Genomic DNA, 15,315 nt, shown 5'->3' on the forward strand with positions numbered 1-15,315 from the left:
GAACGACATGAATTCAAAAACTACATTCCGGTCCATCGGCCAAATCCTGCTGCAAATACCGCTATGGCTGTATTTTATCGTATCCATTTATCCACTGTTCTGGATGATCTCCTATTCCCTGAAAAATAATGACGAAATCTTCGTGACCAATCCGTTCGGCTTCCCGACACACTTCCGTTTCGAGAACTACGTGAATGCCTGGACACAGTTCAATATTCCGCGGTATTTCATGAACAGCTTCGTCGTTTCTACCATCTCTACGCTGTGCATTCTTTTACTGGCGCTAATGTTCGCCTTCGCCGTGGCACGGATGCAGTGGAAATTCCGCTCGGCTGTCCGGACGTATATGATTGTCGGGATGTTCATGCCGCTGCAGGTCATTATGATTCCGCTGGCTATCCTGGTCCGCGACTTCCATCTGACCAACACCTTCGGCGCGCTCATTATCCCGTACATTGCTATTGGCCTTCCATTCTCCACGATGGTATTCTATGGTTTCCTGGTCAGCATTCCCCGGGAAATTGAAGAGGCAGCCTGTATTGATGGGGCGAGCATCTACCGCCTGTTCGGCGGGGTTATCCTGCCGCTGGCTCTGCCAGCCATCGCTACGATAGCCATCTTCCAGTTCCTGAACAACTGGAATGAATTCACTTTGGCGTACATTCTGATCTCGGACGAGAACATGAAGACACTGCCGCTCGGCCTGCTCTTCTTCCAGGGCTCATACAGCACCGACTGGGGAGCGATGGGAGCGGTAATGACCATTGCCTCGATTCCGATGGTGCTGGTCTATCTGCTGCTGAGTGAGCAGGTGGAGCGTGCCATGACCGTTGGGTCTGCGGTGAAGGGTTGATATTGATAATTGTATTATGTGAAAAAGAGCCTCAGGCTGCCGTGTAACGGCTGCTTGGGGCTCTTCGCATATATAGGCATCCGTCATCCGCCCAACCACGTTCAGCTCAATGACTCCGCACATCCTCCGTACCTGATTCGATCTGCTGCATGTAATCCCGGGGGGAGAGCCCGGTGACCTTCTTGAATACCTTGCTGAAGTAAAAGGCACTCTCGTAGCCGAGCTTCTGCGAGATCTCGTAGATCCGGCCTTCCCCGCGGACCATCATTTCCTTGGCGGCGGTGATTTTGATCTCTGTGATATACTCTACATAGTTCACCTTGGCGACCTTGGAGAACAGATGGCTCAGATAGTTGGGACTGAAATTGAACACATCCGCCACCTGATTGAGCGAGAGCTTGCTGCCGAGATTTCTTTTAATATATTCCTGGACATTCTTCACGACCTGCTCCTTATAGCTCTGTCTGCGGGTGGAAAGAATGTTCGAGCATCCGTCCCGGAACTGGATCAGCCAGCCGGCGATTTCTTCTATAGTATGCATCTGATAAATGGCCCGGTAGCCCTCCGGCTCATTCTCAAATATCTGCTCCACAATGTTCTCCCCGTCCGCAAGCAGGGAAGTGGCCATATACAGGATATTGCAGGCTGCATCGGTGGCGGGGACCAGCAGGTCGGACCGGCCGTCGAAGATTTCGATCATTCTGGAGATAATGGTGTACAAGGCCCGGGTATCCATCTCTTCAAAAGCCCGGCGGATCTCCGAACGTGATTCGGAGAAATCGAACAGCAGATGCTCCTGCGCCAGTGCCTCGCCCTCTGTGAAGAAGACGAAGGAGCGCTCTTTAACCGCGGCCGGCAGCGCCTTCCGGGCGGCAAGATAGCTCTCCCGCAGCAGATACGGATCTTCGACGGCGAACCCGATGGCTCCAATGATCGTCACATTGAAGTAGTTGTGCAGCACGGAGGCCATGTCCCCAAGCAGCTTCTGGATGTCAGGCATCCAGAGCCGCGGATCGGTGCCCGGGACCGGCAGCGCCACGGCGAAATTGCGCAGATCCAGACTGGTTACATAACACGGGCTGACGGAAGAGAGCGTATCCTTAGCCATCTGTACGGTGCTGGAGCATAAGGCAACCAGCTTATCCCCGCGCGGCGGAACCGTATCCGGGCCCAGAATGCGGCAGGTGCAGACGAGATAGGCAGCCCCTGGCAAATCCAGGTCCAGATCCTCTTTCTGCAGGAGATACTGGTTCTTGTTCTCGAACAGGTTATTGAACAGGCGGATGAAGAATTTATCGCGCTGGGCCTGGATATTCCCGCGGTGGACCAGCTTCGGGTAGCTCTCCATCGCCTGGTAAGTCTCAAGTATGCCAATCGCTCTGCGGATGGATTCAGACAGCGCCTCCGGGGTCAGCTCCAGCTTGACCAGATAATCCGTGGCCTGCACTTCAATCGCTCCGCGGGCGTATTGGAATTCTTCATAGCTGGTCAGCATAATGAAAAGCGGCAGCCGGCCGTACTTTTTGCGTACCGAACCGGCTACCTCAAGACCGCTTTTAATCGGCATTTTGATATCGCTGATGACGATGTCCGGACGGAGCGTGTCGATCATCTCTTCTTCCTGTGCGCCGTTGTGGGCAATGCCGACAATCTCAATATTGAACTGCTCCCATTTCAGCATGGACTGCAGGCCGATACAGACCAGGGCTTCATCATCTGCGATTAATAATTTGATCACGTTCATCACATCCTTGCTAAGTTTGCTAAATATAAGAGTTTATATATGTCATATGATAACTGGGACGTCAAAGCTGTTACTCTTTGATGTAAACACCAGAATGGAATGATAGCAGTTGGATTTTCTCCACTTGCTGATGAGCGAGGGAGCCTTGCAATAACAGCAGTTGGATAAAAAGCACTTAAATGATCTCATTTCATTCAAAGTAGCTGAAACCTCAAGTAGTAGATGTCATTTTTCCACTTAATTGCCCCTAAACCTGCGAAATCGAACAATTAAGATGCATTTTTCCACTTGCTTGAGGGAACCGCTGGTTTCCGGCTCTTCAGTCAGCAGTCAGCTCTTAGTCAGCAGTCAGCTCTTAGTCAGCAGTCAGCTCTTCAGTCAGCTCCAGCCGCTAGTTCCCTAATCTACAGCAGCTCCCCAGCTTCACAGCCAGGGCGGTTCTGCTTAAGCATAGCAGCACTTTTATATACAGTTACTGTTACTGGGCAACGTCGAGCGGATAAGGTATAGTCCTAAAAGGGACTGTAACGCAGTTTGTACTTAGCTACTCTCTCTGCAGGAAGGGCAGGAGCAGCTTCATGATGGTATATTGTCCAAGTTCACTCTCAATAGACAAGCCGTAATTCCCGCCAAAAGCCAGCTGCAAACGTTCATTCACGCTGCGCAGTCCGACATTCTCCAGCATTCCCTTGGATTCGTCCTCAGGAACGGATAGAATTGTGGAGATTTGCTCTTCCTTCATGCCGACACCATTGTCTTCGATCATGACCAGGATATCGGCGAATCCGCTTTTGGAGACCGTGATGACAATATCGCCTCGGCCCTTGGGCTCAATGCCATGGAAGATCGCGTTCTCCACCAGCGGCTGAAGCGTGAAGCGCGGAATCAGGCCGGTGAGCAGCTCTTCATTCTCAATGTCTTTGACCATGGTGACCGTGCTGCCATAGCGGTATTTCTGGATCAGGAAATAGTCATCCAGCAGGCTTAGCTCATCCTTCAGCGGCATCAGCCGCCGGTTGTCCTTGGCAATACTGCGGAGGAGTCTGGACAAGGAGGTCGTCATCTCCGCAATGCCTGTAGCATTCTGGATCGTGGCCATCCATTTGATCGAATTCAGTGTATTGTAGAGGAAATGCGGATTGATCTGGCTCTGCAGCATCCGGTATTCCAGCTCCTGCTTCTGCTTTTCGTCCGCGAGCCGGCTGTCCATGAGGGCCACGATATCCTGAGACAGGCGGTTAATGCCGCGTCCGACGTCGCCAAGCTCGCTTTTCCACTCAATATTGCGGTCTATCAGGAAATTACCCTGGGCAATCTTATCGATGCGCTTCTTGAGCTTCTCCACCGGAAGACTGATTGTACGGGTCAAATACAGCGTAATGATAGCGCTTAAGACAATAACGAGCAGGACGACGCCAAGCATGACCAGAATCCAGATATTTGCCTTAGGTGCGAACAGGTCGTTCGAAAGAGTCTGCGATAGTATGACCCCGCTGCGTACGGGATAAGATACCACGATATGGCTTTCTTCATCGTTTGTCAGCTTGACCATGGACAGCTCGGTCTGCGGGCCGACAGGTTTTTCATTGGTATAGGCCACCGGTTCATACGGTTCCGTAATGGCGGTGACCTGGTCGCCGATGAGCTGATAATGATGATTGCCGAGTGTCAGCAGCAGCCGGGAATTCTTCGGCAGGGAGTATCCCTTCAGTTTGTCGGTAATGACAGAGGTATTCGCTAACAGGTATACCGTCCCAACCCGGGTTGCCCCTTTGCCGTAAATCGGAAACACAAAGGGGATTCCATTCGAGGTGGAAAGCGGGTCCTTGATCACCCGGTCCCATTTCTCCTCGGCATCCTCGCTAAGGCCGGTAATCTGCCCGATATTGTGTATCGTAAGCGGAACGGAGGTGCCGGTTTTATCCACCTGAAGAAACTTTCCGTGGCTATCCGTAACAATCAGGCGGCGGGCGTAGCTGTTGGAGCGGTTGTTCAGGAATTCCTGCTGCATCGAGTTGAAGACATTAACAGCTTGCTTAGGGCTTGCCTGCGGTGATCCGAAATATTCCGTAAGCAGGGTATTAGTAGAAGAGTTCGTACTGCAGGTCATGGCCAGGGCCGTCAGGTCAATCAAATCCTGTTCTATAATATGGGATACCAGCTGCAGGTTGAACTCGGTCGCCTGTATGGTTGTTTTACGCTGATAATAAGTAATCAATTCATAGCTGAAAAAAGACAGCAGCGTTGCAATCAGCAGTGCGAATACGGCCATGAGCAGAATGATGCGGCTTTTAATAGTAGATTTTCTTACCGTCGTGAACACTCCTTTGTAAATGGTGAAAACATATTAAGCGTTTTCATCTACCTTATCATATTCCTGCGTTTCAATACAGGGCAAGGAGTATAAGCTGAGAATTTTACATGTTTCGGATAGGATATTACAGGTTTAACCCGGACGAGGGGGAGAAGAGCACAGAAAAGTGAATGATCTGTGTTTGATATTGCATCCCAATCCCGCCTGAAAAGGCTTACACTTTGAACTAAGGCCGGATAAGCCGGTCGCCGCTAGAACAATAGAAGGAAAAGGGGATATTTAAATGAACTTAAAAAGATTCTATGGCATGACCCTTGCCACAGCGCTCTCCGTGAGCATGCTGGCCGGATGTTCCGGGAACAACGCCAATAATGAAGCTGCTGCAACAACCGCACCTGCGGCGGGTAACGCTGCAAACGCTTCCGCTGAACCAAGCCAGGAGCCTGTGACTCTGAAATGGGCGCTGTGGGACTGGGAAGCAACCGCTTACTACAAACCGCTGATCGATGCTTATAAAGCTGCACATCCGAATGTAACGATTGAATATGTAGACCTTGGCTCCACGGACTATATGACCATGCTCAGCACACAGCTCTCCGGCGGTGCAGACCTGGACGTTCTTACCATTAAAGATATTCCCGGCTACTCGAACCTGGTGAAGCAGAATCATCTGGAGCCGCTTAAGAGCTTCATGAGCACGAATTCCATTGATCCTTCCGTATACGGCGGTACTGTAGAGCAGATTGAAGTGGGCGGCGAGGTGTATGCGCTTCCTTTCCGCAGTGACTTCTGGGTGGTCTATTACAACAAAGCTTTGTTCGACAAAGCAGGCGTGGAATACCCGAGCAACGATATGACCTTCGACCAATATGATGAGCTGGCCCGCAAGATGACCTCCGGCAGCGGTTCCGAAAAAGTATACGGTGCCCACTACCACACTTGGCGGAGCGCGGTTCAACTGTTCGGTATTCTTGACGGCAAGAACACAGTGGTCGGCGGCAACTATGACTTCCTGAAGCCTACCTATGAGCGGATTCTGAAAGAGCAGGAAGACGGCATCGTGATGGATTACGCTACATTGAAGACCTCCAGCACGCATTATTCCGGCGTATTCTATAACAACTCCGTTGCCATGATGAACATGGGCAGCTGGTTCATTGCCACCCAGATCGAGAAAGTGAAGAGCGGCGAATCCCAATCAACAGAATGGGGCATTGTGAAATACCCTCATCCTGACGGTGTAGAAGCCGGTACAACTCTGGGTACGATTACTTCCCTGGCTGTAAACCAGAAATCGAAGCACAAAGAAGCCGCACTGGAGTTCATGAACTTCGTAACCGGTGAAGAAGGCGCGAAGGTTATTGCTTCTACCGGAACCATTCCGGCCATCAAGAACGATGAAGTTATCAATTCCATTACTTCCATCGACGGTTTCCCTGCAGACGAGAACAGTAAGGCTGCACTAAATACTGTTCAGACTTATCTGGAAATGCCTATACATGAAAAGAGTGCAGATATCGAGGTTATCCTGAATGAAGCCCACGATAACATCATGACGAAGAACGCTTCGATTGATGAAGGCCTGAAGGATATGAACAAACGTGTAGGAGAGCTCTTGAACAATTAACCGTTCTGAGTAGGGCGGTGGATATAAGGGCGGGCGAAGGCCCGCCTTTTATAAAATATAAGTATCTATCTGCTTCGCATAATAGATTTGGGAAAGCTTTAGAAGGTTTGGAGGAGAAACAATGCAGAACGAAACCATATTGCATACAAATAAGAGCCCAAAAAGACGTATGTCAAGAGGGGTTAAAGATAACCTGATTGCCTACAGCTTCATTGCGCCGAACTTTATCGGATTTGCCCTGTTTACACTGGTACCCATGATATTTGCCTTTGTCCTTGCGTTTGTGAAATGGGACGGGGCCAATCCGATGAAGTTCATCGGGCTGGACAATTTCACCCGGCTGCTCAAAGATTCAACCTTCCACAAAGCCTTGTGGAACACCATTGTCTACACCATCGGAGTTGTACCGCTGACCATGATTGTGGCGCTGGCGCTGGCTATTCTGCTGAACCAGAAAATTATGGGCCGTAATTTCATGAGAACCGTGTTCTTCTTCCCTTATGTAGCATCGCTGGTAGCCGTTGCGGCGGTATGGAACTTCATCTTCAGTCCTACCATGGGGCCGATCAACAACATTCTGCATACCATTACCGGTATCCCGCTGGAGGATCTTCCCCGCTGGGCGGCAGATAAACAGTGGGCCATGTTTACCGTAGTTCTTTTCACAGTGTGGAAAAATATGGGTTATTACATGGTTATCTATCTGGCAGGACTCCAGGGAATTAACCCTGAGCTGTACGAGGCTGCTGAGCTGGACGGCGCAGGCCCGTGGAGAAGATTCCGCAATGTCACCGTGCCACAGCTGGCACCTACAACCTTCTTTGTTCTGATGATTCTGGTCATTAACTCGTTCAAGGTCTACGATATCTTTATCAACCTATTTGCCGGCGCCGATAACCAGCTCAACGACTCTACGAGGGTTATGGTCTATCAAATCTACAATACGGCATTCCGTTCACTTGATTACGGATATGCCAGCGCAATGGCGATTGTACTCTTTCTGCTGGTACTTGGCATCACCATCGTCCAGTTCCGCGGCGAGAAGAAATACGGACAATAGGAGGATTCAAAAGATATGGTTGGAAAAAGTAAAGGACTTAGAATCAGCCTTATGGTTCTTGTGTATATTTTGTTGTTTGCGACCGTGCTGGCGATGCTGGTTCCGTATATATGGATGCTGTCCTCCTCGCTCAAGCTTAACAAGGATGTCTTCTCCTTCCCGATGCAGTGGATTCCGGCGAATCCGCGCTGGGAGAATTTCACGGATATCTGGACGCGGATTCCGCTCGGACGGTTTATTTTTAACACTGCGAAATTATCGATTATCGTAACGATTCTGCAATTGCTGACTTCAAGCTTCGCGGCCTATGCGTTCTCGAAGCTGCATTTCCGGGGCAAGAACTTTATCTTCCTGGGATATATCGCAACGATTGCAATCCCTTGGCAGGCCTACATGGTACCGCAGTTCATCCTGATGCGTTACATGGGACTGAACAATACCCACCTGGCGATCATTCTGCTGCAGGCGTTCTCGGCATTCGGTGTGTTCATGATGCGCCAGTTCTATCAGGGAGTACCTGATGAATTATGTGAAGCCGCCCGGATCGACGGACTCAGTGAATACGGCATCTGGGCAAGAATCATGCTGCCGCTGTCCAAGCCGGCGTTATCCACACTCACCATCTTCACCTTCGTTGCCACCTGGAATGACTTCCTGGGGCCAATGATTTATCTGACAGATACGAAGCTTAAGACCATTCAGATCGGTCTGCGGATGTTCATCTCGCAATATTCTGCGGAGTACGGGCTGATCATGGCAGCAAGCGTAGTTTCTATCATTCCGGTAGTAATTGTATTCCTGGCCCTGCAGAAGTACTTCGTGCAAGGTGTTGCAGCATCGGGGATTAAAGGCTAGAACAAGTAACGCGCCTGGCAGTTGCATCTTTTCGTGGCTGCCGGGTTTTTTATAACCAATCATGGAGGTAAGGCAAAGGTCTGTCCAAGGAATTATTCTTATAACAACGTAGTAAATGCGCTTACTCATTTGAACAAGAGGAGGATGAATGAATGAACAGCACAACCCGTGTCAAGAAAAGGCTATTCTCAGTGTTGATGTCAGGAGCGCTTGTAGCCGGAATGTTTCCGGCACTAGGTATGCCGGCCGCATCTGCTGCTACTGTAAATACGGTCTATGCAGCGGCCTATATGGGGGCAAAGACAACGGCAGGTACGACTCTGCCGGCAAGCGTCGATGTTGGCGGCCAGAGTGCACTTGTGAACTGGAGCATTGGCGAAGATACCTTTGATGTGCCGTATGACACCGTAACCGTGAACGGAACCGCGAACGGCGGGCCGGTGGTGGCGAATGTGGAAGTGATTCCGCCGGCTGATAGTCCGCTCGTCTACTTCGTGGACAGCGGCAGAGGCGGCGATTCCTTGGGGAATCCTCCTGGAGCTTCTCCCCTGTACGAAGCGGTCAAAATATTATCCGGCGGCAGCCTGCTTAACGGGTTACCGGATCAGAAATATGTCAGCGGAACAACGGATTGGGGCTTCGATGATACCGGCAATAAGGTAAAGAACTCCAAAGACGGGGGACTTGCCGATCCGGCGACGGAACCGTCCATATGGAAGGTTGGCCTGCGGGCAGATCCGTCCGGCAGTCATATCGTTTATAAATTGAAAGCGCTTAATGCGGGCACTTATACACTCAGCAGCGGTTTCTATGAATGGTACTCCGGCACGCGCAACCGCGGGATAGAGCCGCACCTGGAGTATAAGAATACCGCCGGGGACAGCAAGACGATCACGTTCACGCAATTTGACACCTCTACGACCAAGTTTATTTCCGGTGAATTCACCATTCCCGGGGATATTGATACTAACAGTCCTATGACCTTGACCTATGCTTCTGTATCCGGTGAGAAGCCGATCCTGAGCTGGTTCGCTATTGCCGAAGGTGCGATCAAGCAAGAGCTTGATGATGCCCGGCAGACCGCAGCCTCTACGGTCAAAGTTCTGCTCGACGGCAACGATATTAAGGAAGACAATGTTAACGGCCTGACGTTCAAAGGCTTCGGCGTGCTGAGCGGCAACAGTACCAGCGCCCTGCTGATGGACTATAAGTCTGAGCAGCCAGAGGCTTATGCGCAGCTGCTGCAGGTCCTGTTCGGCGGCGACCGTCCGCTGATCGACCATGTCAAGATTGAGATGGGGAATGACCGCAATAACTCGACAGGTCCCGACCCTTCGACGATGCGTACGGAGAATGAAGAGGCCAATGTTACCCGGCATCCCGGCTTCCAGCTTGCGGCCGATGCCAAGGCCATCAATCCTGCGGTTAAGGTAAGCTTCCTGCGCTGGAATGCTCCAGCCTGGGCCAATAATAACAACGATAAAATTTATACATGGTACAAAAATACGATTCTGGCCGCTTACCGTGAATACGGTTATATGGTCGATTACGTCAATCCCGATGTCAATGAGCATGCATCAGATTTGAACTGGATCAAGCAATACAGCGCCAAGGTTAAAGCGGATACTGTAGGCTTCGAGAGCACTGAGGAGGAAGCGCTGTATCACAACATCAAGCTGATTATTTCCGACGAGGTCGGAATCGGCACCTTCGGCGATGCTATGGTCAGCGATCTTTCGCTGCGGGAGGCGGTAACGGCCGCCGGATATCATTACAACACCGATGATGACAGCAAAGGCAACTTCAAACGGCTGGCCGAAGAATTCGACAAGGAAATCTGGAACAGTGAGGCGCAGGCGACCTTCAGCAACTCGGCCTTCCGCCCGAACAACAATATGAAGGACCCGTCAGCGGCCGGAACGGGGATCGGAGGCACCGGCGGTCCGCTGGAGATGGGCAATACCATCATTAAGGGCTTCGTGAATTCCCGCCGGACACACTTCATCTACCAGCCGGCGATCGGCTCTTTCTATGAAGGCGGACAGTATTCCTTCAAGGAGCTGGTCAGCGCGCGGGACCCGTGGTCGGGCTTCATACACTATGACGCAGGGCTGGTTATTCTCCAGCATTTCAACGGTTTTGCCAAGACGGGCTGGGAGAATGGGGATAATACAGCAGGAGTCTGGAGAGCGGTGCCCAAGGCCAGCTACACCGGAGCATCCGGCACGAACCCGGTCAGCGGACGGAACGGGACTCCGAGCTACATGACACTTGCTGCTCCGGGCAAGCAGGATTTCTCGACAGTCATCATCAATGACAGCGAGTATGAGAAGATCTTCAAGCTTCAGGCGGTGAACATGGGCTATACAGGAAACCCTTCCCTTGAAGTATGGGAGACCCGTGCAGCTGATGAGGGTCAGGCTTTTAACAGCAATTATATGAAATATCTAGGCGATGCGGCTGCAGACGGCAGCGGTGTATACACGGTGAGAGTGAAGCCGTTCTCGATTGTAACTGTAAGCACACTGGATAATCACGCTACAGCAGAGTCACCCGCACCGCTTCCGGTTGAGGGAGAACGTACGGTGCTTGATACCGATGCAACAGGTTCCGTACAGAATACGGAAGACGGAATTCTGTATGCGGATGACTTCAATTACGGCAGCAAAACCGTTCCCGTCATCGGCAAAGACGGAGTGATTGCCGGCGAGCAGAGCTATGTCAGCTCCCGCGGCGGTGAGCAGAGCGTCATTCCGCGTTATACCCAGGACCTTAACGGTGCCTTCGAGGGGTATCGTATCGGCGATACGGATAATTATGTCCTGCGCCAGCAGCTGGACCAGATTACTACAGGAGTTGGCGGTGCCTGGAACGGTGGAGACCCGGTCACAGCAATCGGTGATAACCGCTGGACCAACTATAAGGTCAGTGCCGATGTGTCTTTTGAGCAGAACAGCACTTACAGCGGCAACAATTACGCAGCAGTCGGAGCCCGCTATCAGGGCGGGTCACAGACGCTAAGCGGAACGCCATACGCACTGAAGTTCTGGTTCGACGGCGGCTGGCAGCTGCTGTCCAGCGGTACTGTTGTCGCCAGCGGCAATGCCGCTACAGGCACCGGCGGTGTGAAGCTTGAGGGTTACGATACCGCACATAACGCATGGCATAACATTGCTCTTCAGGTTGCAGGTGATAGAATCACTGCCTATCTGGATAATGTTGAGCTTACAACCTATACGGACCCGAATCCGAAGCTGTCAGGACGTGTACAGCTGGCAAGCGGCTTCTATCATGTCCGCTTCGACAATCTGAAGGTGGAGAAGGTAGACGGCTATACTCCTTATTATTCAGAGCTGCTGGATAATCTGGAGATGTACGATCTGGCTGCGGTTCCGCAATCCAAGCTGGTTTACGAGGGTGCATGGGCCCATGAGAATGGCAAAGGGATGTATGTGTACCAGCGTTCCCTTTCGACCAGTCAGGCTGCGGGTGCGGTACTGAAATACACATTTACCGGCACCGGACTCGATATTCTGGGCCAGAACGACGGCTCAGCCAAGCTGGAAGCGAGCGTGGACGGCCGGACTGTAGTGCTCTCGGGCGCTGCTGCAGCAGCGAAGGAGCTGTACCAGACCTTCATGCTCCGCGGGCTGGAATACGGAGAGCACACGGTCCAGATCAAGGTGCTGAGCGGGACATTAGCTGTGGATTCTGTGGGGGTTATCGCCGTTGGAGCTGCAGGTAACGTGAACACTGCTGCGCTTCAGCAGGCCGTGAAGGACGCGCAGGAAATCACACGGCAGGATGTATTCCCGGAGAATGACTGGAAGTTATTCTCAGATGCGCTAGGTGCAGCTGAGGCAGCACTGAATAATCCCGTGCTGTACAGATTGGACCAGGAAGGAGCAGCGCAGCTGGAAGCGCGATTGACATCTGCCTATATCGGGCTGGTTGTAGGCGATGTGAGGGAACTTGCCGCTCCTCAGGATACGGCTACTTATGCCGGGAAGAAGCCTAACCTGCCGGCCAAGCTGGAAGCAACGCGCGCTGACGGCAGCAAGGTGCAGGTGGCTGTGAAATGGAATGTAGACGCAGTCAGCTTCGACACTCCATATGAGCGGGTAGCTGTAACCGGTACTTTCGGAAATTTGAAGACAATAGCGTATGTGGAAGTGGTGCCTGCTGGTCTCGTATATTTCCTGGACCCTGGTGTCTCCGCTGACGGGGTAACACCGCCATTTACAACCATCAGGAATTTCGTCGGGGACAGCCTGCTGAATGACAAGGCGGATCAGTTGTCGACAGGGGATACGGTCTGGGGACATACCAACATTACGGCTAACTACAGTCCAAAGGGACTTGGCGGAGCAGTAGTTGCTACAGACAAAGCCCAGACTGGAGTATACAGCTCCAATACGAAGAATACACCTCTGGTCTACAAGCTGCCTCTGAATGCAGGGAAATATACGATTACGTCCTATCATCTGGACTGGTGGAGCAACAGCAGCCGGACGATGGATGTTACACTTAGCTATTCTGATGCTGAGGGGAAAGCCGTATCTGAGAAGGTTCGTACCGGCCTGGTTGCAGGTTCTGCGGGTACGGCGGTCAATCATGACTTCACGCTGCCGGTGAGCGGTACCGTGACCTATTCAGTGTACAATACGTTCAGTCAGGCTGCAGTAATCAGCTATGTAGCTGTAGCCAGAGATAAGGTTAGCGTTGCCAATGAGCAGGCAGTCAATGAAGCCAAGAGCATTATTGAAGGCGCAGCCTACAATGTAGGGAAGGAAACGGCAAACAGCGAAGAGGCTGTTCAGGCCTGGCTGGAGCAGACCATCGGCGGTTTGCCCGGCTTCAGTGAAACCGGGGTTACCATGGGTGACATTACCTTGTCGCCTTTCCAGCAAGCAGCAGACGACAAGGATGGCAGCTTCACCTTCTCGGTTACGCTGAGCAAGGGAGAGGCGAAGGCGGATAGCTCGGCCAGCGGAGCAATTACGCTGCCGGTACCGGATACCGATCTGCCGGTGATTACCCTGAATGGCGAGGCGAGAGTTAATCTGCCGGTTGGCTCGGAATATACGGATGCCGGTGCAACGGCTGCTGATGATCAGGACGGCGATATAACTGGCCGTATCGTTACAACAGTGACCAGTGAAGTATACGGCCTGACAGAGCTGGATACGGCGGTAGAGGATATTTATACCTTCCATTATAATGTCAGTGATACCGCAGGGAATGCAGCGGAGGAAGTAACAAGAACCGTAGTGGTTGCCATTGATCCGGATGTAACGAAGCCGGTGATAACCCTGCTTGGGGAAGAATCCGTTCAACTGGAGAATGGCGCAAGCTATACCGATGCCGGAGCTACTGCGGCAGATGACCGCGACGGCGACATTACGGAGCGCATCGTGGCGGCGATTACGAAGGATGGGGAGTCAGTATTGACGCTGGATACATCGGCTGCTGGCACCTATTTGTACCATTATAATGTGACGGATACAGCAGGCAACGCAGCTGCTGAGGTGACCCGAACGGTGACTGTAGGCGAAGCAGAACAGCCGCCGGTGACACCAACACCTACGCCGACGCCGGAACCGGAGCCGACAACTGCACCAACGGCAACACCGGCCCCTACGGATGCGCCAGTGTCTACGGTAGCACCAACACCAGCGGCTACACCGTCACCGGCGCCCCAGCCACAGACCGAGAAGGTTCTTGCCCCTGGTGATTTCGCGGCTCCGGCAGGCGGGACAATAACGGTTCAGCTCAGTGATGCTACAGAATCCGTGCTGCTTCCGGCAGGAATATCGGGAATTACAGGAGAGAATACCCTGCGTCTCGCCTGGAGTACGGTTGCGGTCGATCTGACTCCGGAACTGCTGAAGAGCATTCAGGAGAAGGTTGCGGGTGCCGGAGGACAACCGGAGGGGGCGAGAATTAAGCTTTCAGCCGTGAAGACTGCGAAGGCTGCTGCGGAGCAGCTGATGAACAATCCGGCTGTCAACAGTTCTGTTCAGCTATCGGCGGCAAGTGATGTAATCAGCTTCAGTCTGGAGGTAGTTGCTGCGGACGGCACGGCCGTGCCGGTAACTGCTTTTGACAAGCCGCTGACCCTTACATTCACTGTAGACCCTAATGCGAACCGCAGCTTGCTCGGCGTCTACTATATTGCTGCCAGCGGTGCCCTTGAATACATGGGCGGTACACTGGCTGACGGTAAATTTACCGCCGATGTACAGCATTTCAGCCAGTATGCAGTGCTGGAGTATGACAAGAGCTTCTCGGATGTCAGCAGCAGCAGCTGGGCGGCCGGTGTCATTAAGTCCATGGCTGCGAAGCATATTATCGAGGGCATTTCGGCTACAGAATTCAATCCGCAAGGTGAAGTAACCAGGGTGCAATTCGCCGCTATGATTACACGTGCGCTTGGCCTTAAGGCGGGAAGCACACCGGCATTTGCTGATGTGGATTCCAAGTCCTGGTATGCCGGAGCTGTTGCGGCTGTAAATGAAGCGGGGATCGTACTCGGACGCAGCAAGGATGCCTTCGCTCCGGATGAGCGCATTACCCGTGAGGAAATGGCGGTCATGATCGTCCGCGCTTATGAGTACTTGCAGGGAAGCCAGGCAAGCAATGCAAGCAATGCAAGCAATGCAAGCAATGCAAGCCAGGATATAGCTGCCGGAGCGTTCAGTGACTACGCCCTGATTCATGACTGGGCGAAGAACGCAGCCGGCATCGCCGGACAGGCGGGGTTGATCAAGGGCCGCGGCAATCAGCAATTCGCTCCGCAGGAGAGCATGACCCGCGCCGAGAGTGCGCAAGTCATCGCTAATCTGCTGGGACAGTTGTAAGA

General features: G+C 52.3%; 7 protein-coding genes. 5 read left to right on the forward strand and 2 right to left on the reverse strand.

The window, feature by feature from the left end:
• Positions 1-7: 7 nt before the first annotated feature.
• Entirely contained in the window at positions 8-853 is an 846-nt protein-coding gene (locus NYE33_RS15520; protein ID WP_042138912.1) for a carbohydrate ABC transporter permease, read from the forward strand.
• Between the two features lie 106 nt (positions 854-959).
• On the opposite strand, the gene NYE33_RS15525 is transcribed toward NYE33_RS15520, so the two are convergent.
• Positions 960-2,591 carry a helix-turn-helix domain-containing protein gene (locus NYE33_RS15525; RefSeq protein WP_336100019.1) on the reverse strand — a complete coding sequence of 544 codons (1,632 nt, stop codon included), beginning with the start codon at positions 2,589-2,591 and terminating at the stop codon, positions 960-962.
• Between the two features lie 550 nt (positions 2,592-3,141).
• The gene (locus NYE33_RS15530) at positions 3,142-4,920 is read right to left on the reverse strand and encodes a sensor histidine kinase (protein ID WP_341066492.1); all 1,779 of its coding nucleotides are present in this window, start codon (positions 4,918-4,920) and stop codon (positions 3,142-3,144) included.
• A 274-nt stretch (positions 4,921-5,194) separates the two neighbouring features.
• Between NYE33_RS15530 and NYE33_RS15535 the strand changes: the two genes are divergently transcribed.
• The 4 genes from NYE33_RS15535 to NYE33_RS15550 all read left to right on the forward strand — a co-directional run bounded on the left by NYE33_RS15535 (position 5,195) and on the right by NYE33_RS15550 (position 15,313).
• On the forward strand, positions 5,195-6,538 hold the full coding sequence (locus tag NYE33_RS15535; RefSeq protein WP_076244606.1) for an ABC transporter substrate-binding protein: 1,344 nt from the start codon (positions 5,195-5,197) through the stop codon (positions 6,536-6,538).
• Between the two features lie 169 nt (positions 6,539-6,707).
• On the forward strand, positions 6,708-7,598 hold the full coding sequence (locus NYE33_RS15540) for a carbohydrate ABC transporter permease (RefSeq protein ID WP_231575186.1): 891 nt from the start codon (positions 6,708-6,710) through the stop codon (positions 7,596-7,598).
• 15 nt (positions 7,599-7,613) lie between these two features.
• The gene (locus NYE33_RS15545; protein WP_081970085.1) at positions 7,614-8,453 is read left to right on the forward strand and encodes a carbohydrate ABC transporter permease; all 840 of its coding nucleotides are present in this window, start codon (positions 7,614-7,616) and stop codon (positions 8,451-8,453) included.
• Positions 8,454-8,605: 152 nt separating this feature from the next.
• Positions 8,606-15,313, forward strand: coding sequence for an immunoglobulin-like domain-containing protein (locus NYE33_RS15550; protein ID WP_341066494.1), 6,708 nt, complete (start codon positions 8,606-8,608; stop codon positions 15,311-15,313).
• Positions 15,314-15,315: the final 2 nt, after the last annotated feature.

The sequence above is a fragment of the Paenibacillus sp. FSL R10-2199 genome (assembly GCF_038000235.1).
In the GTDB taxonomy this organism is placed as follows: Bacteria; Bacillota; Bacilli; order Paenibacillales; family Paenibacillaceae; genus Paenibacillus_AQ; species Paenibacillus_AQ phytohabitans.